Source organism: Streptomyces sp. LX-29 (assembly GCF_029541745.1).
Classification (GTDB): Bacteria; Actinomycetota; Actinomycetes; order Streptomycetales; family Streptomycetaceae; genus Streptomyces.
In genome coordinates this window covers 3,060,128-3,080,267 of the sequence record NZ_CP089746.1, presented here as the reverse complement: position 1 = coordinate 3,080,267, position 20,140 = coordinate 3,060,128, and the positions used below count along the sequence as shown (strand labels likewise).

General features: G+C 73.7%; 14 protein-coding genes. 9 read left to right on the top strand and 5 right to left on the bottom strand.

Annotated features, from left to right (window positions below; translation table 11 throughout):
• Positions 1-145 precede the first annotated feature (145 nt).
• Positions 146-2,611, top strand: a complete 2,466-nt coding sequence (locus LRS74_RS13110; protein ID WP_277741185.1) for a protein kinase — start codon at positions 146-148, stop codon at positions 2,609-2,611.
• Positions 2,612-2,715: 104 nt separating this feature from the next.
• Here the strand turns inward: LRS74_RS13110 and LRS74_RS13105 are convergent, their stop codons facing one another.
• Positions 2,716-4,311, bottom strand: coding sequence for an AMP-binding protein (locus LRS74_RS13105; RefSeq protein WP_277741184.1), 1,596 nt, complete (start codon positions 4,309-4,311; stop codon positions 2,716-2,718).
• Between the two features lie 173 nt (positions 4,312-4,484).
• On the opposite strand from LRS74_RS13105, the gene LRS74_RS13100 reads away from it, so the two are divergent.
• From LRS74_RS13100 to LRS74_RS13085, 4 genes are all read left to right on the top strand, one after another.
• Positions 4,485-5,777 (top strand): amidohydrolase family protein, encoded by a 1,293-nt coding sequence (locus tag LRS74_RS13100; RefSeq protein ID WP_277741183.1) that lies wholly within the window; start codon positions 4,485-4,487, stop codon positions 5,775-5,777.
• 7 nt (positions 5,778-5,784) lie between these two features.
• A complete protein-coding gene (locus LRS74_RS13095; protein WP_277741182.1) occupies positions 5,785-7,071 on the top strand; it encodes an acyl-CoA dehydrogenase family protein in 1,287 nt (428 codons plus the stop codon).
• 8 nt (positions 7,072-7,079) lie between these two features.
• The gene (locus tag LRS74_RS13090; protein ID WP_277741181.1) at positions 7,080-8,276 is read left to right on the top strand and encodes an acyl-CoA dehydrogenase family protein; all 1,197 of its coding nucleotides are present in this window, start codon (positions 7,080-7,082) and stop codon (positions 8,274-8,276) included.
• A gap of 458 nt (positions 8,277-8,734) precedes the next feature.
• Positions 8,735-9,214, top strand: a complete 480-nt coding sequence (locus LRS74_RS13085; RefSeq protein ID WP_277741180.1) for an ATP-binding protein — start codon at positions 8,735-8,737, stop codon at positions 9,212-9,214.
• Between the two features lie 255 nt (positions 9,215-9,469).
• Here the strand turns inward: LRS74_RS13085 and LRS74_RS13080 are convergent, their stop codons facing one another.
• Entirely contained in the window at positions 9,470-10,396 is a 927-nt protein-coding gene (locus LRS74_RS13080) for a cyclase family protein (protein ID WP_277741179.1), read from the bottom strand.
• A 243-nt stretch (positions 10,397-10,639) separates the two neighbouring features.
• Here LRS74_RS13080 and LRS74_RS13075 point away from each other — a divergent pair, with 243 nt between their 5' ends.
• From LRS74_RS13075 to LRS74_RS13060, 4 genes are all read left to right on the top strand, one after another.
• Positions 10,640-11,551, top strand: coding sequence for an SDR family oxidoreductase (locus LRS74_RS13075; protein ID WP_277741178.1), 912 nt, complete (start codon positions 10,640-10,642; stop codon positions 11,549-11,551).
• Positions 11,552-11,575: 24 nt separating this feature from the next.
• On the top strand, positions 11,576-12,763 hold the full coding sequence (locus tag LRS74_RS13070; RefSeq protein ID WP_277741177.1) for an acyl-CoA dehydrogenase family protein: 1,188 nt from the start codon (positions 11,576-11,578) through the stop codon (positions 12,761-12,763).
• A 45-nt stretch (positions 12,764-12,808) separates the two neighbouring features.
• Positions 12,809-14,377: an aldehyde dehydrogenase family protein gene (locus tag LRS74_RS13065; RefSeq protein ID WP_277741176.1), complete on the top strand. Its 1,569-nt coding sequence runs from the start codon at positions 12,809-12,811 to the stop codon at positions 14,375-14,377.
• A 91-nt stretch (positions 14,378-14,468) separates the two neighbouring features.
• Positions 14,469-15,626 (top strand): Zn-dependent alcohol dehydrogenase, encoded by a 1,158-nt coding sequence (locus LRS74_RS13060; protein WP_277741175.1) that lies wholly within the window; start codon positions 14,469-14,471, stop codon positions 15,624-15,626.
• Here the strand turns inward: LRS74_RS13060 and LRS74_RS13055 are convergent.
• From LRS74_RS13055 to LRS74_RS13045, 3 genes are all read right to left on the bottom strand, one after another.
• Positions 15,601-16,245, bottom strand: coding sequence for a flavin reductase family protein (locus LRS74_RS13055; RefSeq protein WP_277741174.1), 645 nt, complete (start codon positions 16,243-16,245; stop codon positions 15,601-15,603). The two genes, LRS74_RS13060 and LRS74_RS13055, sit on opposite strands and share 26 nt — an antisense overlap.
• A 342-nt stretch (positions 16,246-16,587) precedes the next feature.
• A complete protein-coding gene (locus tag LRS74_RS13050) occupies positions 16,588-17,418 on the bottom strand; it encodes an enoyl-CoA hydratase-related protein (RefSeq protein ID WP_277744737.1) in 831 nt (276 codons plus the stop codon).
• A gap of 310 nt (positions 17,419-17,728) precedes the next feature.
• A complete protein-coding gene (locus LRS74_RS13045; protein ID WP_277741173.1) occupies positions 17,729-19,960 on the bottom strand; it encodes an acetate--CoA ligase family protein in 2,232 nt (743 codons plus the stop codon).
• Positions 19,961-20,140 lie beyond the last annotated feature (180 nt).

Genomic DNA, 20,140 nt, shown 5'->3' with positions numbered 1-20,140 from the left:
ATCGCGGACGGGCTGAGCGGACCGGCCCCCGGCGTCCGCCCCGGGCACTATGGTGATAAGCGGTGGGCGGTATGACGCCGCAACAGGCGGGAAAACGACTGGGATTGCGCGTGGGGGCCGGGAAGCGCGCGCTGGGGGAGGCGTCGTGGACGACTACGCGGGACGTGTGCTCGCCGACCGCTACCGCCTTCCGTTGCCGCCCTCCGACGAGTACGAGCTCGTCGAGACCCGCGCGTTCGACACCTACAGCGGCCAGGAGGTCCAGCTCCGGCAGATCCCGCTGCCCGAGGTCGTCGACGCGGAGGTGCTGGGCGCCGGCGCGGACGGACGCTTCGGCGCCGGCCCCGGAGCCGGCGGGCTCGCCGGCGGCCCCCTCGGTCGGATGGGGCGGTCGGGCGCGCGGAGCGTCGACGACCCCCTGGTGCGGCGCGCCGTCGAGGCGGCCACGGCCGCCGCGGCACTGCCCGACCACCCGCGGCTCGACCAGGTCTTCCACGTCTTCGTGGAGGACGGCAGTCTGTGGATAGTGAGCGAGTTCGTCGCCGGCCGCCCGCTGGCCGCGCTGCTCGCGGAGCGCACCCTGGCGCCCCATCGCGCGGCCGAGATCGCCGCCGACGTCCTCACCGCCCTGCGCGCCCTGCACGCGCACGGCTGGGTCCACCGCAACATCACCGCCCGTACGGTCCTGGTCTGCGAGGACGGCCACGCCATGCTCACCGGCCTGGCGGCCGGCGCGGCGGAGGAGGCGCTGTGCGGCTACGACCCGGTGCCGGCGGTCGTGGTGGCCACCGGGCAGGGCTCCGGGGCCGAGTCCGCCACCGGCCCCGGCCCGGCGTCCGGGCACGGCCCGCTCGCCTTCGGAGCCGACCGCGACCCCGCTGCGGACCCGGCGGAGGGGCCCGAGGGGGACGGGGGCGAGGAGCCCGAGCGCGACTGGGAGTCCGCCGGCGACGCCGACCGCGAGCCGCTGAGCGCGCCCCGCGCGGGCAAGGTCGCGGCCTATCGCGCGGGCGCGCGGGGGACCGATCCCGACGACCCGTTCCCGGGAGAGGCGTCCGCCGCGCGGCCGTTCCCCGAGACGGGGTTCCCGGGAGCCGAGCCGACGGGCTCACCCGGCGCGGCCGCCGGAGCCGGCGCCGACGGGCACGGCCCCGCCGGCGCGCTCGCCGCGGAGCGGGCCCGCCAGGCACGCATCCTGGTGGTCGGGGCGGTCACCGAGCGGTGGGCGCCCGAGCAGGCGGGCCCGGTGCACGCCAACTGGCAGCTGGCGCCGCCGGTCGGCCCGGCCACCGACCTGTGGGCCGTCGGCGTGCTGCTCTTCCGCGCGGTCCAGGGCCACGCCCCGTACCCGGAGGAGAGCGCCGCCGAGCTGGTGCAGCTGGTGTGCGCCGAGGCACCCGCGTACGCCGAGGAGTGCGGTCCGCTGCGCCCCGTCGTCGAGTCGCTGATGCGCCAGGAGCCCTCCGAGCGGCCGGACGTCGAGGAGCTGCGCGGCTGGCTGCGCTCGTTGATCCGGTCGGCGCCGGAGCCGGACGTCGGCAGCCGTACGGTCGTCGTGCCCTCCACGGGCGCGGGCGGTCCTGCCGACCCCAAGCGGCTGCCCATCGTCCGGCGGCGCGGCTGGCTGGTGCGCAGGGGCCGCGGCCGGGGCGACGACGCCGGCGCGGGCGTGGCCTCACACGGGCGGCACAAGCGGGGGCGGGCGCAGACGCCCCGGGCGGGCCGGACGGGCGGTGATCCGCGCGAGCCGCGTACCGCGCGGCTGTCGGGCGGCCCGCGAGAGCCCCTCCGCAACCGCGAGTCGCTCCGCGGCCGTGAACCCCGGCGGGAGCGGGAGCCCAGGATCAGCCGTGAGCCCCGGCTCGGCAGCGGTCGCGGCGGGTCCCGCGGCCCGAGCGGCGCGCGCGGTCCACGCCATCTGGGCCGGATCCTGCTCACCGCCATACTGCTGCTGCTCGCGGCCGTGATGCTGTACGCGATGCTGTTCATGCCCGAGAAGGAGGGCGAGGGCGAGGACCGCACCGGCTCCACGGGCACCCGGACCTCCGCGGTGCCCAGCCGGACCACGGCCGGCGGCGAGGGCGAGACCGGCGCCGGATCGGCGGGCTCCAGCGCCCGGCAGCCGCAGTCCACGACGCCGGACGGGCTCGCCAAGGGCTTCGTGGTCCGCAAGGACCCCAAGGGCTTCCAGATCGCGGTGCACGAGGACTGGCAGCGCCGTGAGGAGAACGCGCGCGGCCAGATCCGCTACGTGGACCGGGGCGGCGACTTCGAGCTGGTGGTCGTCGCCGGGCGGGACAAGGCGTCGCGGTTCGGCGCCGACCCGATGGCGTACCAGCAGGACAGGGAGCCCGAGCTGGCCGCCTTCCGGGAGTCCGAGTGGTCCTCCTCGTCCCGGCTGCGCCGCACCGACGTCGGCCGTACGGCGATGGCGGAGGGCGCCTTCAGCTGGCGCGACAGCAGCGGCCGCCAGGTGTACGCGCGCAATCTCGCGATGCTGCTCGACGGCCGCTACCACCTCGTCCAGGTGATCGGCCCCGACAGCGAACGCCGCGCGGTGGCGCGCTTCTTCGAGCAGGCGATGGCGACCTACCGCACCCCGGGCGGCTGAGGCCCAGCCCGACGCCGGGGCGTCGCCCAGCGCCGGGCCTTGGCCCACCGCCTACCACTGGGGCGTCGGTCGCGGCTGGGGCGTCGCCACCGCTGGGGCACCGCCTACCGCGTCTTCGGCGGCTGAGCCGTGAACCGCTCGCGCAGCTTGTAGGCGAGGACCTTGTGGAGCGTGGGGTTGCGCGGCAGCGCGTCCACGACCTCCAGCCGCTCCGGCAGCTTGTGCGCGGCCAGCCCCGCGGCGCGCAGATGGGCGGTGACGTCGTCGAGGGTCAGCGGGCGAGCCCCCGACGGCTGTTCCACGACGGCGCACACCAGCTCGCCCCGCACCCCGTCCGGCGCCGGCAGCCCGATGACGGCGACGTCCCGGACGCCGGGGTGCGTGTACAGCAGGTGCTCGATCTCCTTGGCGGAGATGTTCTCGCCCTTGCGGATGATGACGTCCTTGGCGCGGCCGGTGAGCACCAGGTGGCCGTCGGCCGTGAGGTGGCCGAGGTCGCCGGTGCGCAGGAAGCCGTCCGCGTCGAAGGCGGCGGCGGTCTGCGCCGGATCGAGGTAGCCCGCGCACACGGCCTCGCCGCGCAGCCGTATCTCGCCGTCCACCCCCGCCGGCAGCGGTAGGCCGGCGGCGTCCACGACCCGGATCTCCATGTCCTCGGGCGGTCGGCCCTCGGTCGTGGCGAGGTGCTCCGCGGTGTCGTCCGGAGCGCCCATGGTGATCATCGGCGCCTCGGTCATGCCGTAGCCGTGGGTGAGCTGGCAGCCCAGCTCGCGGACGACGTCGTGGTAGAGCTCGGGCGGCTTGGGCGCGCCGCCGCCGGCCAGCAGCCGCAGGCTGGGCAGGAGTCGCCGCGCGGGGTCCTTGCGCTGCTCGGCCAGGAACATCGCGTAGAAGGCGGTGGAGCCGCCCGCGGTCGTCACCCGGTGGCGGCGATAGGCGTCGAGCGAGCCGGGCAACGCGAAGTGCTCCAGCAGTACGGCCGGGATGCCGGTCAGCAGGAGCAGCACGGTGTAGTCGGGCCCCGCGACGTGCGCGTACGGGAAGGCCATCGAGCCGACGTCGTCGGGGCGCAGCCGTAGCGCCCGGGCAAGGCAGCGGCCGGCGGCGATCAGGCCGCGGTCGGTGTGCAGCACGCCCTTGGGGTCGGAGGTGGTGCCGGAGGTCCAGTAGATCCAGCGGACCTCGGTCCCGTCGGCGGGCGGCGGGGGCAGCGCCACGGAGGCCGGATCGGCCTCGGGGAGGGTGTCGTAGGCGGGGAAGACCAGCGGGGGGTCGGGCAGCCGCAGGGCCAGTCGGTGCGCCATGGCCGTGTGGTCGAAACCGCGCCACCGCGCGGGGACGGCGAAGTACGCGGCCCGCGCGGCGCGCAGCGCGAAGCCGGCCTCGCGGTCGCGGTAGGCGGGGATCAGCGGGCTCTGGACCGCGCCGAGCCGGGCCAGGGCCATGGCCAGGACGACGGTCTCGATGCGGGTGGGCAGCTGCCAGGCCACTCGGGTACGGGGCCTGACACCCAACTCGTACAGTCCGGCGGCCACGCGCTCGGCGCGAGCGCGCAGCATGCCGAAGGTCATCCGCCGGTCGTGGCGGGCGGAGTCGGCGGCCTGGAGCAGCGCGGGGGCGTCGGGGGTGAGCTCCGCGCGGCGGTCGAGCAACTCCCACAGCGTGGCCGACGTGCCGAGTTCCGCCATGGTGTCGGGCATGGCCGCCTCCGTTGGCTGACGGTTAGTCAGATATGCGCGCTGCGGGGGAGGGTAGGGCGTCGCGCCTTGCTGGTCCAGGGGTGGCGCGGTTAGCGTATTTCTGACGGTGTATCAGATTCTCGGGTGGGTGCGGACCCGGTCGCCGGCATCCGAGCCCATCGGACGGAGGCGCCATGGAGCTGCCGCGCATCGTGAGCGTCGACGACCATGTCATCGAACCCGCGCACCTCTTCGAGACGTGGTTGCCGGCGAAGTACCGGGACCGTGGCCCCAGGCCGCTCACGGCCGGGATCGGGGAGCTGGCCTACGTCGGCGGGAAGTACCGGATCACCACCGACCCCGACGGTCCACCGACCGACTGGTGGGAGTACGAGGGGCAGCTGTTCCCGTACAAGCGGATCATCGCGGCCGTCGGCTTCTCGCGGGACGAGATGACGCTGGAGGGGATCACGCGCGAGGAGATGCGGCGCGGCTGCTGGGACCCGAAGGCACGGCTGGCCGACATGGATCTCAACCACGTCGAGGCGTCGCTCTGCTTCCCCACCTTCCCGCGGTTCTGCGGGCAGACCTTCGCCGAGGCGCACGACAAGGAGGTCGCCCTGGCCTGCGTGCGCGCCTACAACGACTGGATGGTCGAGGAGTGGTGCGGCGACAGCGCGGGGCGGCTGATCCCGCTCTGCCTCATCCCGCTGTGGGACGTGGAGCTGGCCGTCGCGGAGATCCGCCGGAACGCGGCGCGCGGGGTCCGCGCGGTGACCTTCAGCGAGATCCCCACCTACCTCGGGCTGCCCAGCATCCACTCGGGCTACTGGGACCCCTTCTTCGCCGCCTGCGAGGAGACGGGCACGGTCGTCAACATGCACATCGGCTCGTCCTCGCAGATGCCCGCCGCCTCCCCGGACGCCCCGCCCGCCGTGCAGGCTTCGCTGTCCTTCAACAACGCCATGGCGTCGATGGCCGACTTCCTCTTCAGCGGGGTGCTGGTCCGCTTCCCCCGGCTGAAGCTCGCCTACAGCGAGGGCCAGATGGGCTGGATCCCCTACGCCCTGGAGCGGATGGACGACGTCTGGGAGGAGCACCGCGCGTGGGGCGGCGTCCGCGACCTCATCCCCGAGCCGCCGTCCACGTACTACTACCGGCAGATCTTCTGCTGCTTCTTCCGCGACAAACACGGAGTCGCCTCACTCGATGTGGTGGGACGCGACAACGCCACCTTCGAGACCGACTATCCGCACGTGGACTCGACCTTCCCGCACACCAAGCAGGTCGCGTTGGAGCATGTGCGGGGGTTGGACCAGGAGACGATCCACAAGCTGATGCGGGGCAACGCGATCCGGATGCTCGACCTGGATCTGGACCGGGACGCGGGTCGGGACCTGGACCGGGACGTGGGTCGGGGGCTGGACGGGGTGGGGGACCCGCGCGTGGCGGGGGACCCGGACGTGGCTCGGGACCTGGACGGGTGAGGCGCGGGTGGAGCTGGCGTACACCGAGGAGGAACAGGACTTCCGGGCGCGGCTGCGCGCCTGGCTGGGCGAGGCGCTGCGCGAGCTGCCGCCCCGGCCCGACCCGACCGACTGGCCCGCTCGGCGGGCCTACGACTGCGGCTGGCAGCGGATGCTGTACGAGGCCGGGTACGCCGGGCTGCACTGGCCGGTCGAGGCGGGCGGCCGGGGGGCCACCCCGACCCAGCACCTGATCTTCCTGGAGGAGACGGAGCTGGCCGGGGCGCCCTATGTGGGCGCGAACTTCGTCGGCCTGCTGCACGCAGGGCCGACGATCGCCGCCGAGGGCACGGCCAAGCAGCGGGCGCGCTGGCTGCCGCCGATCCTGCGCGGCGACGAGGTCTGGTGCCAGGGCTTCTCCGAGCCGGAGGCCGGGTCCGACCTGGCCGCCCTGCGCACCCGCGCGGTGCGGGACGGCGACGCGTACACGGTCACCGGCTCCAAGATCTGGACCTCGCACGCGGAGGTCGCCGACTGGTGCGAACTGCTGGTGCGCACGGGCCCCGCGCCGGAGGCCGGCGGGAGCGCCGACGCGCGCGGGGGCGGACGTACGGGCGGGAGCGGTGGCGCGGGCGGGACCGGCGCTGCGGATGGGGACGGACGTACGGGCGCGGGCGGAGGCACGGGCGCGGGCGGGGGTGGGCCGAGGCACCGGGGCATCACCTGGTTGGCGATGCCGATGGACGCGCCGGGGGTGACGGTGCGGCCGCTGCGCACGCTCGCCGGCACGGCGGAGTTCGCCGAGGTCTTCCTGGACGAGGTGCGGGTGCCGGTCGGCCACCGGATCGGGGCGGAGAACGACGGCTGGCGGGTGAGCATGGTGACCCTGTCCTTCGAACGCGGCACCGCCTTCGTGGGGGAGGTCGTCGGCTGCCGGCGCGTACTGGGGGAGCTGGCCCGCGCCGCGCGGGCCAACGGCACCTGGGACGACCCCGTGCTGCGCCGCCGCCTGGGGCGGCTGCACGCCGACTTCACCGCGCTGTGGCGGCTCACCCAGTGGAACGTCGCCGCGGCCCAGCGCACGGGCGGTGTGCCGGGTGCCGGCGCCTCCGTCTTCAAGCTCCGTTACGCCGACGCCCGGCAGGAGCTGTTCGAAGCGGCGGCCGAGGTGCTGGGCGCGGACGCCCTCGACGCCGACGAGGAATGGGTCGCGGCCCGGCTCTCCGCGCTCGCGTACACCATCGCCGCCGGCACCTCCGAGATCCAGCGGACGATCGTCGCCGAGCGCGTCCTCGGCCTGCCGCGGGGACGGTGAACCGAAGCATGGACTTCCAGCTCACCGATGACCAACGGGCTCTGCGGGCCGGAGTGCGGGACATCCTGTCCCGTCATGCCGACCGCGCGGCGCTGCGCGCGTACGTGGACGGCCCGCCCAAGGAGGCGGCCGGGCGGCCCCCGGGAGCAGCGGGGCCGGAGGGACCAGAGGGGTTAGAGGGGCCAGCAGGGCCAGCAGGGCCGGTGGGTGCCGCCTCCGGGGCGGTCGGGCCGGTCTCCGGGGTGGCCGGCGAGACCTCCGGGGCGATCGGGGAGGCGTCCGGGGCGGTCGGTAGGTGGTGGCGCGAGCTGGGCGTGGCCGGCTTCTTCGGGTTACGGCTTCCCGAGGCCGACGGCGGGGTCGGCCTGGCGCTGCCGGAGGCGGTGCTGGCCTTCGAGGAGACCGGGCGCTTCCTGCTCCCCGGGCCGCTCGTCGCCACCCACCTGGCGGCGCCTCTGGTCCCGGGCGCGGCACGGGGCGACACGGTGGTCACGGCGTACGACCCGGGGTCCACCCGGGGACGGCTCGTCGAGCATCTGACCGCCTCCGACGCCGTGCTCGTGCTCGACGACGCCACGGTGCGCGTCCTGCCCGCCCAGGAGCTGGCGCGCTCCGCGCGGCCGCTGCGCTCGCTGGATCCGGCCACTCCGTTGCACCGGGTCGCCGCGCCGAGCGCGACCGGGCGGAGGACCGGGGCCGGGGCTGGGGGCGGGGTCGGGGCCGAGGCCGGTGCGGCCGACGGTGGCGAGGCGGCGGGTGGGTGTTCCGCGCCGACGGCGGCCGTGCTGCGCCGGGAGGCCGTTCTGCTCACCGCCGCCCAACAGCTGGGCAGCGCGGCCCGTACCGTCGAGACGGCCGTGGAGCACGCTCGCCGACGCCGCCAGTTCGGCCGGCCCATCGGGGCCTTCCAGGCCGTACAGCACCGCTGCGCACGGATGCTCGTCCGGGTGGAGCTGGCGCGTGCCGCCGTCTACGCCGCCGCCGTGACGGCAGATCCGACGGAGGTCGCGGCGGCCAAGCTGCTCGCGGACGAGGCGGCGGTGCGCAACGCCCGCGACTGCCTCCAGGTGCACGGAGGAATGGGCTTCACCTGGGAGTCCGACGTCCATCTCCACCTCAAGCGGGCGTGGCTGCGGGCGAGTCGGTGGACGACCGCCGCCGAGGCGGAGGAGGAGCTCGCGAGGGCGCTGCTGACGGACGGGTGAGATATAGCTTTTGGGTGGTTTTAGGGGGATTGGTGGCGCGAGAGGGATGGCGTTGTGTGCCTCCGGGCTTCTCGGTCCGGGCAGGTTACCGAGCGTTGATATCGGGTTGTGTCCTAGGTGTGACTCGTCACAAGGGGGAGTCGGCGTTCCGCTCGGGTACCCTCCGTGGGGTGCGAGTGGTTGCGAGGCGCAATGTTCCCGGAGTCGCCAGGAGGGCGGCGCCGGAGCATGCAATGCCCGCCGCTTGCGGGCAGCGGGGGCGCGTGGCGCGCCATTGTTCGACTCCCGGCGGTGTGCGTCGCACAGTATGCAGCACCCGTACTCCTTGGCGCTGGAATATGCCCGAAGCGCTTGTTGGCGTGACTGTACGTCAACCATGCTGTCTCGCAGGAGAGTCACAGTCCGTGACCCTTTCGAGGTGTGACGCCATGTGTCCGCCGGTTCGGATGGTGTGAACGGTGCAGGTGCTTCAGGTGCAGATGGAGGTCCGGCCTGACCCCGCAGAAGTGGGTCGGGCCCGGCGGTGGGCCCGTTCGCGGCTCGCCGGTTCGGGAATAGGCGTCGATGAGCCGCTGGCCGAGACCCTCATCCTCCTGATCTCCGAACTGGTCACCAACGCCGTCGTGCACACCGGCTGTTCCGCCGTGCTGGTGATCCACCTGCCCCGCCAGTCCCAGGGTGCGCCGTCGGTCGGCTCCTCCGCAGTGAGCACCGTGCGCGTCGAGGTCGCCGACACCAGCGCCCGCGCGCCCCGGCAGCGGCACGCCGACGAGGCGGCGACCAACGGGCGCGGGCTGGAGCTCGTCGACGGCCTCGCCGACCGCTGGGGCTGGCACCGCGAGGGCGCCGGCAAGCGCATCTGGTGCGAAGTGGACCGCTGCGAGCCGGTGCTGGCGGGGGCGTACGAGCCGTCGTGCGCCGTGCCGAACCGCGTGTAGCCAACAAAGTCCAGACCAGGTGTTGACGCGGCGTGCCGCCGTGATCACCCTGGATGCAGCGATTCGTCGTGAGGGGACGCCGAGGCCCCTGCGTCGGCAGGGTTGGTCCTCGGCGAGTGCGGGTCGCGTCCCGGCGCGACACCAGGGCGTTGGCGCCGGAGACGGGTGGCGGTGCGACGTGCCGTGCTCGGGGTGCGCATGGGCGCACCGCCGCCCGACCGATCCGCCCGTCCCCTCGTGACGAGGCCGGCGTGGCTAGAGCACGGCGACCGGGGCCACCGGCGCGCCCGTTCCGCCGGTGAACGGCTCGGGCGTCGCCGACAGCAGGAACGCGTACCGTCCCTCCTGCGCGCAGGCCGCCGCCAGCTCCTCCAGATTCCAGTTCTGCCCCTGTGGCATGCCCATCTCGACGAGGTCGAGCGCGTGCACCGGCAGCCAGAGGTCCTCGATCTCGGGCGGGACGATCTCGAAGGTCAGCGTGTCGTTCGCGACGGCGGCGACGTCCCGGGCGTGGAACCACTCCGGGGTGCGGATCGACAGACCGGGTGAGGGGAAGGCGTACCCCTGCCTGTCGCCCTCCAGATACCGCCGCATCTGCCCGGTCCGCACGAGCGCGACGTCCCCGGCCCGGACCCGGACCCCGCCCAACTCCTCCGCCGCCTCCAGGTCCTCCGGCGTGACGGCGTGGTCGCCGGGGAGCGCCGGCACGCCGTGGGCACGCGCCACATCGAGGAGCACACCGCGGGTGACGAGGTGCCGGACGGTGCCGATGCCGCCGAACGCCGCCCGCCCGTGGGGGCTGACGGAGTCGGCGGGGCGTCCGTTGTAGAGCACACCCGAGTGCGAGACATGGGCCAGGGCGTCCCAGTGGGTGCCGGCCTGGAGTCCCATCGTCACGACGTCGTCGCTGGTGGCGACCGTGCCGGCGCCGAACAGCTCGACATTGACGCCGATCATGGTGTGCAGCGGGTTGATCCGCCCGGGGATCAACCCGGTCTGTACGCCGTCGTGCTGGAGCGGCACGGCGAGCGGGATCCGGCGGCCGGTGGTCACGGTGGCGGCAGCCGACCGCACCACCGCGTCGGTGACCAGATTGAGCGTGCCGATCTCGTCCTCCGCTCCCCAGCGGCCCCAGTTGTTGACGCGCTTGGCGATCTCGTGGAACGCGGCCGGCATGGGCATGGGGGCCTCCTCGGGGCTTGCGCTCGACTGTCGTCTGCCCAAAAATCTAACGGGCCGTCAGAAACTCCGGGAGGGGAATCCCGGAGGGGACCGCGGCGGACACATCGCAGCGGACGCGCACCGCAACGGATGCACCGCGGCGGAGGGACCGCCCGGACGCATCGCAGAGGGCGCACCGCGGCGGACGCACCGCGGCGGGCGGACGGCAGCGGAGGGGCGGCATCGGACGGAAGGGGATGCGGCGTGGACGGCTTCCTGGCAGGGAAGGTGGTCGCCGTGACCGGCGCCGGTCGCGGCATCGGCCGGGCCGTGGCCCTGGCCTGTGCGGCCGAGGGCGCGAAGGTCGTCGTCAACGACTACGGCGTCTCGCTCGCCGGCGGCGAGCCCACCAGCGAGGTCGCCACCGCGGTGGTCAAGGAGATCGAGGCGGGCGGCGGCCGGGCGGCGGCCGTCACGGACGACGTGTCGACCATGGCGGGCGGCCAGCGCGTGGTGGACACCGCGCTGGAGCGCTTCGGCCGGCTCGACGGTGCCGTCTGCGTCGCCGGAATCCTGCGCGAACGCATGCTCTTCAACATGACCGAGGAGGAGTGGGACCCGGTCATCGCCACCCATCTGAAGGGCACCTTCACCGTCTTCCGTGCCGCGTCGGCCGTGATGCGCCGCCAGCGCTCCGGCACCCTGATCGGCTTCACCAGCGGCAACCACCAGGGCAGCGTCGCCCAGGCCAACTACGCCTCCGCCAAGGGCGGCATCATCTCCCTGGTCCGCAGCGCCGCCCTCGGGTTGCACAGGTACGGCGTCACGGCCAACTGCGTCGCCCCGGTGGCCCGCACCCGCATGTCCGCCCAGGTGCCGATGGCGCTGACCGAGATCGGCGAACCGGAGGACGTCGCCGCCCTGGTGGTCTACCTGCTCAGCGAGCCGGCGCGCCGGGAGGGCATCACCGGGCAGGTCTACACCGTCGCCGGGTCCAAGATCGCTGTCTGGGCGCAGCCCCGCGAGCTGCGCGCCGCGTACGTCGACGGCGGCTGGACCCCGGAGCGCATCGCCGAACTCCTCCCCGGCACCGTGGGCACCGACCCGATGCCCCTGCTGGCCCACCTGGAGGAGCTGGCCGCCGCCGCGGCCGCCGACCGCCGCCCCAACGCATGAGACCACCAGAGGGCGGGTGACGTCGTGGACTTCGCATTCGGACCGGAGGACGAGCGGTTCCGCGCCGAGGCGCGCGGCTGGCTCGCCGCACACCCCGCCGACGACACCCCGCGCGCCTGGGAGCGCCGGTTGGGGGAGGGCGGCTGGATCGGCCTCGGCTGGCACCGCGGCCACGGCGGCTTCGGCAACCGCGCCGCCACCGTGACCCAGCAGGTGGTGTGGGCGGAGGAGTACGCCCGCGCCGGCGCCCCCGCCCGCCTCGGGCACATCGGCGAGAACCTCCTCGCGCCCACGCTGCTGACCTTCGGCGACGAGCCGCAGCGCCACCGCTTCCTGCCGCCCATCGCGCGGGGCGAGGAGCTGTGGTGCCAGGGCTACTCGGAGCCCGGGGCGGGCTCCGACCTCGCCGGCCTGCGCACCGCAGCCGTCCGCGACGCGGCCGGCGGCTACCGCGTCACCGGACAGAAGGTCTGGACGTCGCTGGCCCAGGAGGCCGACTGGTGCTTCGTCCTGGCGCGCACCGAGCCCGGTTCACAACGCCACCATGGTCTCTCCTTTCTACTGGTTCCGATGGACCAGCCCGGTCGGGTCGAGGTCCGTCCCATCCGCCAGCTGACCGGGACGGCCGAGTTCAACGAGGTGTTCTTCGACGGCGCGCTGGCCCGCTCCGAACACCTCGTCGGTGGGCCGGGCAACGGCTGGCGGGTGGCCATGGGCCTGCTCGCCGTGGAGCGCGGGGTCTCCACCCTGGCCCAGCAGATCGGCTTCGCCCAGGAGCTGAGCCGGATCGTGCGGCTGGCCCTGGCCACCGGTGCAGCGCGCGACCCCGTGGTACGCGATCGGCTGGTGCGGCAGTGGGCCGAACTGCAGACCATGCGCTGGCACGCCCTGCGCACGCTCGGCGCCTCCGCGGATCCCGGCGCCCCCAGCGTCGCCAAGCTGCTGTGGGGCGGCTGGCACCAGCGGCTCGGCGAGCTGGCCGTGCAGGTGCGGGGCGCCACGGCGGCGCTCGGGCCGACGGACTGGGAGCCCGATCGTCCCTATGAACTCGACGCCCTGCAACGCCTCTTCCTCTTCTCGCGCGCGGACACGATCTACGGCGGCTCGGACGAGATCCAGCGCAACATCATCGCCGAGCGTGTGCTTCACCTCCCCAAGGAACGAGAACCCGGACCAGGCGGTGGACGGGGCGCCGCGGACGCCGACACCTAGGGCGTACGACGGGCTGCCCCCACCCGGGCGGAAGGACTCACGGGCATGACGAAGAGCTATGGGCAGTGGATCGGTGGCTCCTGGCGGGCGCCCGTCAGGGGCCACTACCCGATCATCAACCCGGCGACGGAGAAGCCCGTCGGGTACGCCTCCGACGGCGACCCCGTCGAGGTCGACGCGGCGGCGCGTGCCGCCCGCGCGGCGCTGGAGCGCTGGTCGCGCACCGCGCCGAGCGAGCGCGCCGCGATCCTCGACCGGATCGCCGATCTGCTCCTCGAGCGTGCCCATGAGCTGGTGCCGCTCCTCCAGGCGGAGACCGGCGCGACGATGCGCGTGGCCACCACCATGCAACTTCCTCCCGCCGTGGACCGGTTCCGCCGCTATGCGCGCGGTGCCGTGGAGTCCGACACCATCCCGCTCGCGCCGCGCCCCGTCAGGGCCACGCCGCTCGCCGTCGGTGGGCTGCTCGGCGCGGCCGCCGTCCGCCGCCCCGTGGGTGTCGTCGCGTGCATCACCTCCTACAACTTCCCTGTCGTCAATCTCGCGGGCAAGGTCGCTCCCGCCCTCGCCATGGGCAACACCGTCGTCGCCAAACCCGCCCCGCAAGATCCCCTGGCCTGCCTGGAACTGGGCCCGATATTCCAGGAGGCAGGGCTTCCTGACGGCGTCTTCAACGTCGTCACCGGCTCGGGTGCCGAGGTGGGCGCGGCCCTGGTCGCCCACCCGGACACGGACATGGTCAGCTTCACCGGATCCACCGCCGTGGGAAAGCGGATCGCCGAGTCCGCGGGAAGGACGATGACGCGCACCCTGATGGAGCTGGGCGGGAAGGGCGCCGCCGTCGTCCTCGAGGACGCCGACGAGAGCACGATCCTGTCGGCGGTGCGAGGGGTCGGCTCGACCTGGGCGTTCCACAGTGGGCAGATCTGCACGGCGCCGACGCGGGTACTCGTCCATCGATCGCTGTACGAGCCGTTCGTCGCCGCACTCACAGATTACGCCGCGTCGCTCACGGTCGGTGACCCTGTGGATAACTCCACGATCGTCGGCCCCCTGATCTCCGCCGCCCAGCGGGACCGGGTCGAGGCGTACGTCGCCGGAGCCCGAGAACAGGGCGCCCGGGTCATCCGCGGGGGCCGCACGATCGGCGGCGACGGCACGATCGGCGCCGATGGCACGAGCGGCGGTAATGGGACGAGCGGCGGCGACGGCCGGGGCGGCGGTGGCAGTGGTGTCCCCGAGTCCGGTCCCCGTGGCCCCGGTTTCTCCGTACCGCCGACCCTCATCACGGAGGCCACCCCCGACATGGCGGTGGCGCAGGAAGAGATCTTCGGCCCGGTCGTGGTCGCCCTCCCCTTCGATGACGAGGACGAGGCGGTCCGGATCGCCAACGGCACCCCCTACGGGCTTTACGACTACCTCTACAGCGCCGACGCCGGCCGGGCCTGGGAACTCGCCGCCCGGCTGCGCAGCGGCAACATCGGCATCAACACCGTCCAACGCCACCCCGAGACGCCGTTCGGGGGTTTCAAGGAGAGCGGCGTCGGCCGCGACGGCGGCTCGTTCGGTCTGCACGCGTACAGCGAACTCCAGTCCGTTGTCTGGCCGTCCTGACCATGACCTGGTCCGGATCGGGGGAGAGAGTCCGGGACGCCGCACGAGACACGGCGCGTCGCCGAGGGGACACGAGGGGAGCTCAGCAGCCATGAGGGGTGTCGTCTTCGACGGCCGCCGCGCCCGGGTGGCCGAGGACCTGGAGATACGGGGCACCGGCCCCGGCGAGGTGCGGGTGGCGCTCGTCGCCGCCGGGATCTGCCACAGCGACCTGTCGGTGATCGACGGCACCATCCCCTTCCCCGTACCGGTCGTACTCGGCCATGAGGGCGCGGGCGTGGTCGAGGCGGTCGGCTCCGACGTCACCCATGTGGCTCCCGGAGATCACGTCGCGCTGTCCACCGTCGCCAACTGCGGTAACTGCGCCGACTGTGCCCGTGGCCGCCCCACCATGTGCCGGGCGACGATCGGCCGACCGGGCCAGCCCTTCACCCGACCGTGCGGGGCCCCGCTCTACGCCTTCGCGGCCTGCTCCGCCTTCGCCGAGCACACCGTCGTCAAGGCCGTGCAGGCGGTGAAGATCCCCTCCGATATCCCCTTCACCTCGGCCGCGCTCATCGGCTGTGGCGTCCTGACCGGCGTCGGGGCGGTGTTGAACCGGGCGCGGGTCGACCCCGGCGAGACCGTGATCGTCATCGGTGTCGGCGGCATCGGGCTCAACGTGCTCCAGGCGGCCCGCCTCGCCGGCGCGTCGCTGATCGTCGCCATCGACACCAATCCGGACAAGGAGGAGCCGGCCCGACGCTTCGGCGCCACCCACTTCATCGATGCCACCGCCACCCCGGACTCCTCCGCCGAGGTCCGCCGGATCCTGCCGCACGGGGCTGACCACGCCTTCGAGTGCGTCGGCAGCGCACGCCTCGTCCGGCAGGCCGTCGACCTGCTCGGTCGGCACGGCCAGGCCGTGCTGTTGGGCGTACCGCCCGCCACCGCCGAAGCGTCCTTCCGCGTCTCCTCGATGTACCTCGACAAGTCGATCCTCGGCTGCCGCTACGGCTCGTCCCGCCCGCAGCGCGACATCGCCCTCTACGCGCGGCTCTACCGCGCCGGCCGGCTGATGCTGGACGAACTCGTCACCCGCACCTACCCCTTGGCCGACTTCGCGAAGGCGGTGGACGACACCCGCCGCGGCCGCGTGGCCCGCGCGGTGCTCACCTTCCCGACGTACGAGGGAGGACGCGCGCCGGTGCGTGGAGGTGGGCGCGCGGGGTCGGACGGGGAGGTCAGCGGTCCTCGGATCGGGGCATGAACCCCCCGTAGCCGCCCCGGTGGAAGAGCAGCGGGCCGGTGTGCGCCGCGGACTCGTCGGTGCCGAGCGCGGACACCCGACAGACGACGATGAGATGGTCGCCGCCGGTGTGCACGGCGTGCACCACGCAGTCGAGCCACGCCGGCACGCCGTCGAGGAGGGGGGAGCCGGTCGCGGGTGCCGGTCGGTACGCCACCCCCGCGAACTTGTCGGGTCGTCGCGCGGAGCTCACCGCGAACGTGCGGCACAACGCTTCCTGGCCCGCGCCCAGGATGTTCACGCAGCACGCCCCCGCGCGGGCGATGCGCGGCCAGGTGGTGGACGTACGCGCCACCATGAAGGCCACCAGTGGCGGATCGAGGGAGAGCGAGGCGAAGGACTGGCAGACGAAGCCCGTCGGCCCTGTCTCGTCTTCCGCGGCGATCACCGTGAGGCCGCTCGCGAAGTGGCCCAGCACACGGCGGAACTCCTTCTGATCCGGCGGTGGGTGTTCGTCGTCGCGCACGGCGCGCAGCTCGGGAGGCGGGAGCGGATCGACCGGCCGCCGGGACGTGATCGGCGCCCCGGCCGACCGCAGGTAGCGGACCGCGGTGACCGCCATCGCGGCGTGTCCCATCATGGCGCCAGTTAAACTGATGGACCGTCAGATGTGAAGGTGTGCGGCGCGCCGATGGTGTACCACTGCGGCCCGTTCGGGCCGGCCGGCGCCCGGTTCCCGGGCCGGTCCGTGCCCCGAGGTCGGGCCGGACGATGTCAGGGACCGGGCCATGAGGGTCCCGGGCCGGGCCAGGAGGGGCTGGGACGGAAGGGGCCGGTCCGGGCTGGGCGGGTGCGGGCCGGAAGGGCTCCCCGGCTGGTCGGTGTCGGACGGGTGTGGGTTGGGCCGGCGGGGCATCGCGGCCGCCGCACCCCCGGATGCCGCCCCTAGGGCGGAGAGGTTCCGGCTGGTCCGGGGCGGGGCCTAGCGGCCTCGGTACTCGGGGGTGCGGCGTTCGACGAAGGCCCGTACGCCCTCCTGTGCGTCCGCGGTCGTCATGTTGATCTCCTGCGCGGCCGCCTCGGCGGCGAAGGCTGCCGCACGGTCGGTCTCCAGCGAGGCGTTGACCAACTGCTTGGTCAGGGCCAGGGAGCGGGTCGGACCGTCGGCCAGGCGGAGCGCCCAGGCACGGACGGTGTCGGTCAGTTCGGCGTCCGGGACGACCCGGTTGACCAGCCCCAGACGCTCGGCCTCCGTGGCGGGCAGCGCATCGCCGAAGAACATCAGCTCCTTGGCGCGCTGCGGGCCGACGAGGCGGGGCAGCAGATACGCGCCGCCGGCGTCGGGCACCAGGCCGCGGCGCACGAAAACCTCGATGAACACCGCTGATTCGGCCGCCAGGACCAGGTCGCACGCGAACGCCAGATGCGCGCCGAGTCCGGCCGCCGTGCCGTTCACCGCGGCGACCACCGGCTTCTCGCAGTCGAGGACGGCGGCGATGAGGCGCTGCGCGCCACCGCGGATCGTCCGGGCCACGTCTCCCGCGACGCGCTCGGCCGTCGCGGACCGGCCGAGGTCCGCGCCCGCGCAGAAACCCCTGCCCGTGCCGGTGAGGACGACGGCCCGCACGGCGGGGTCGGCGGAGGCTTCGCCGAGCCGCTGGATCAGCAGTTCGCGCTGGTCAGGGGTGATGGCGTTGAGCACCGACGGGCGGTTGAGGGTGAGCCATGAGACGCCGTTGTCAGTGGCGTGCCGTACAACGGAGTCAGGCGGCGCTTCGGGGGAGGCGCCGACGGACACGGGGGAGTCGTGCATGGACATGGGGAGGTCCCCTTTCCAGCGTGCGGGGCCGGGCGTGGCCGGGTGCGTGAGGGCACGTGGACCGTCGGTACGGCGCGGGCTCCGGCGGGGCGGTGCCCGAGTGCGGCGCCTGTTGGAGTGGTGCGGATATCGGTGGCGCGGTTCACGGGCGTGGGCTCTGCCGGGGTGGCGCGCGGCCCGACGGGGTGGTCTACGGGTGCGTGGTCCGTCGGAATGGCGCGGTGTACGGGTGCGTGGTCAGTCGGGATGGCGCGGTGTACCGGTGCGTGGTCCGTCGGGACGGCATGGAGTCCGGTGGGGCGGTTCAGCGGCAGATCACCAGGGCGTCGAGAGCCACCGCGCCCTGCCCGCGCTCCAACACCATCAGCGGGTTGACGTCGAGTTCGGCCACGTCATCGCCGAGTTCCAAGGCCATCCGCTGGACGCGCAGGATGGTCTCCACGAGGGCGTCCACATCGGCCGGGGGCGCCCCCCGGACACCTTCCAGCAGTCGATGGCCGCGGAGTTCGCCGAGCATGGCGCGCGCCTGGTCCTCGCCGAAGGGCGGCACCCGCACCGCCGCGTCGTCCAGCACCTCGACCAGCACACCGCCGAGGCCGGTCGTCACGGTGGGCCCGAAGAGGTCGTCATGGGTGACGCCCAGCATCATCTCCACTCCCTGCCGCACCATCTGGCACACCAGTACGCCGTCGAGCTCGACCTCCTCGTATCGGGCGATGTCGAGGAGCTCGCGGTAGCCGTCGCGGACCTGGCTGGCGGAGGTCAGTCCGATCTTGACCAGGCCCAGCTCGGTCTTGTGGGCGAGGTGCGGGGCCGACGCCTTCAGGACCACCGGGTAGCCGACCAGCCCGGCGGCGCGCACCGCCGCCGCGGCGCTGGTGACCAACTGTTCGCGCGGCACGCGGATGCCATACGCGCGCAGCAGCTGCTTCGCGGCGTGCTCGCTGAGCTGCTGGCCCGGCCGGAGCAGCGCCCGCGCCTTGCGGGCGGAGGGAGACAGGGCGCGGGGCGCCTCCTCGAACGGGGAGCGATAGGCGGCGGTGAAGCGATGGTGGTCGAGATACGCGCGGACGGCGGTGAGGCAGTTGGATACCGTGCGGAAGGTGACCAGGCGGGACGAGCCGAGCAGGGTGGTGCGGTAGGCGTCCTCGGTGCCCACCGGAGACCCCCACACCACGCACACCAGCTTGTCGGTCTGCTCCGCCGCGTCCGCCAGGTCCTGCGCCAGCCTGTCGCTCATCGGGGGGAACGGTCCGGTGATGGGGCAGATCAGCACCCCCACCGCCGGGTCGGCCAGGATCGCGTCGATGATCTTCCGGCCACGCCAGTCGCCCACCGGGTGGCCGCCGTTGTCGACCGGATTGGCGACGCTCAGATACTCCGGTATCCACTGGTGGAGTTCGGCCTGCTTCGCGGCGGAAAGCAGGGGGAGGGGGAGCCCCGCTGTCGCGGCGAGGTCGGCGACATGGGCGCCGGTGCCGCCGGAGATCGCGTAGACGACGACGCCCTCGGCGTGCGGGGGACGGGCGCGGGCCAGCAGGGTGGCCGTGTCCTGGAGCTCGTCGAGGCCGTCCACGCGGACCACGCCGAACTGCCGCATGGCCGCGTCCACCACCGCGTCCGCGCCGGTCAGCTTTCCGGTGTGGGTGGCGGCCGTGCGGGCCCCGGCCTCGGTCCTGCCGACCTTCACCGCGACGACGGGCACCTTGGCGCGGGCGGCCTGGTCGGCGGCCAGCAGGAAGGAGCGGCCGTCCTTGAGCCCCTCCGCATACAGCGCGATCGCCCCCACCTCGGGCCGGGCGGCGAAGTAGGAGATGAAGTCGGCGCACTCCAGGTCGGCTTCGTTGCCGGTCGGGGCCCAGTGGCTGAGCCGGATGCCGAGCTCCTGGAGGGCGAAGACGGGGCGCCCCTGGTGGCCGGACTGGGTGATCAGGGCGATGGCCGGACCGTCGAGGTCGTCGCGGAAACGCTCGAAGGCGTTGAGGTTGGTGTTGGGACCCAGCAGCCGTAGCCCGGAGTGGTGCGCCGCGTCCGCCAGTCGCTCCTGCGCGGCGGCGCCCTCCGGACCGGTCTCGGCGAAGCCGGCGGCGAAGACGACGGCGAAGGCCGCCTTGGCCTCGCCGAGCTGCTCGATCACCGGAAGCGGGTCGGCGACGAGCAGCACGGCAAGGTCGACCGGTCCGGGCAGGTCGGCCACGGAGGCGGCACAGGGGAGGCCGAAGACGCTGGACCGGGTGGGGTGGACCGGGTGGATCCGGGCGCCTACCCGCTCGGCCCAGCCGATCAGCTGGCGCGTGATGCCGGTGTTGGGGCGCCCCTCGGCGTCGGACGCCCCGACCACCGCCACCGACTCGGGGCGGAAGAGACGGTCCAGGTCGGGGATGGTTCGGTGCAGCGGCCGGCCGCTGACGTCCGCGTCCCCGTCCTGAGCGGCCACGCCGTGCACGCGGACGGCGGGCCCGGGGTGTTCGCCACAGGCGACGACACGGGCGTGACGGGAGTTGGTGGTGAGGGTGCCGTGAGTCGATCCGAGCATCGTGATCTCGCCCCACTCCTGCTGGTTGGCCCAATAGGAAGAGCTGACGCAATGTCAGGTTACTGAACTGACGTAACGTCAGGAATGGGGGTGGTGTGAATATCACGTACGGTGACGATCGGCGTCCGGTTCGGACCCGCTTCGGGCTTGATTCGAACCCGGTTCGGACCCGGTTCGGAC

What these genes read in the sequence shown, in the direction of transcription:
- LRS74_RS13055 (WP_277741174.1), bottom strand. Translation starts at nt 16,245, where the DNA reads ATGATGGGACACGCCGCGATGGCGGTCACCGCGGTCCGCTACCTGCGG.
- LRS74_RS13060 (WP_277741175.1), top strand. Translation starts at nt 14,469, where the DNA reads ATGAGGGGTGTCGTCTTCGACGGCCGCCGCGCCCGGGTGGCCGAGGAC.
- LRS74_RS13050 (WP_277744737.1), bottom strand. Translation starts at nt 17,418, where the DNA reads ATGCACGACTCCCCCGTGTCCGTCGGCGCCTCCCCCGAAGCGCCGCCT.
- LRS74_RS13080 (WP_277741179.1), bottom strand. Translation starts at nt 10,396, where the DNA reads ATGCCCATGCCGGCCGCGTTCCACGAGATCGCCAAGCGCGTCAACAAC.
- LRS74_RS13090 (WP_277741181.1), top strand. Translation starts at nt 7,080, where the DNA reads ATGGACTTCCAGCTCACCGATGACCAACGGGCTCTGCGGGCCGGAGTG.
- LRS74_RS13045 (WP_277741173.1), bottom strand. Translation starts at nt 19,960, where the DNA reads ATGCTCGGATCGACTCACGGCACCCTCACCACCAACTCCCGTCACGCC.
- LRS74_RS13105 (WP_277741184.1), bottom strand. Translation starts at nt 4,311, where the DNA reads ATGCCCGACACCATGGCGGAACTCGGCACGTCGGCCACGCTGTGGGAG.
- LRS74_RS13065 (WP_277741176.1), top strand. Translation starts at nt 12,809, where the DNA reads ATGACGAAGAGCTATGGGCAGTGGATCGGTGGCTCCTGGCGGGCGCCC.
- LRS74_RS13100 (WP_277741183.1), top strand. Translation starts at nt 4,485, where the DNA reads ATGGAGCTGCCGCGCATCGTGAGCGTCGACGACCATGTCATCGAACCC.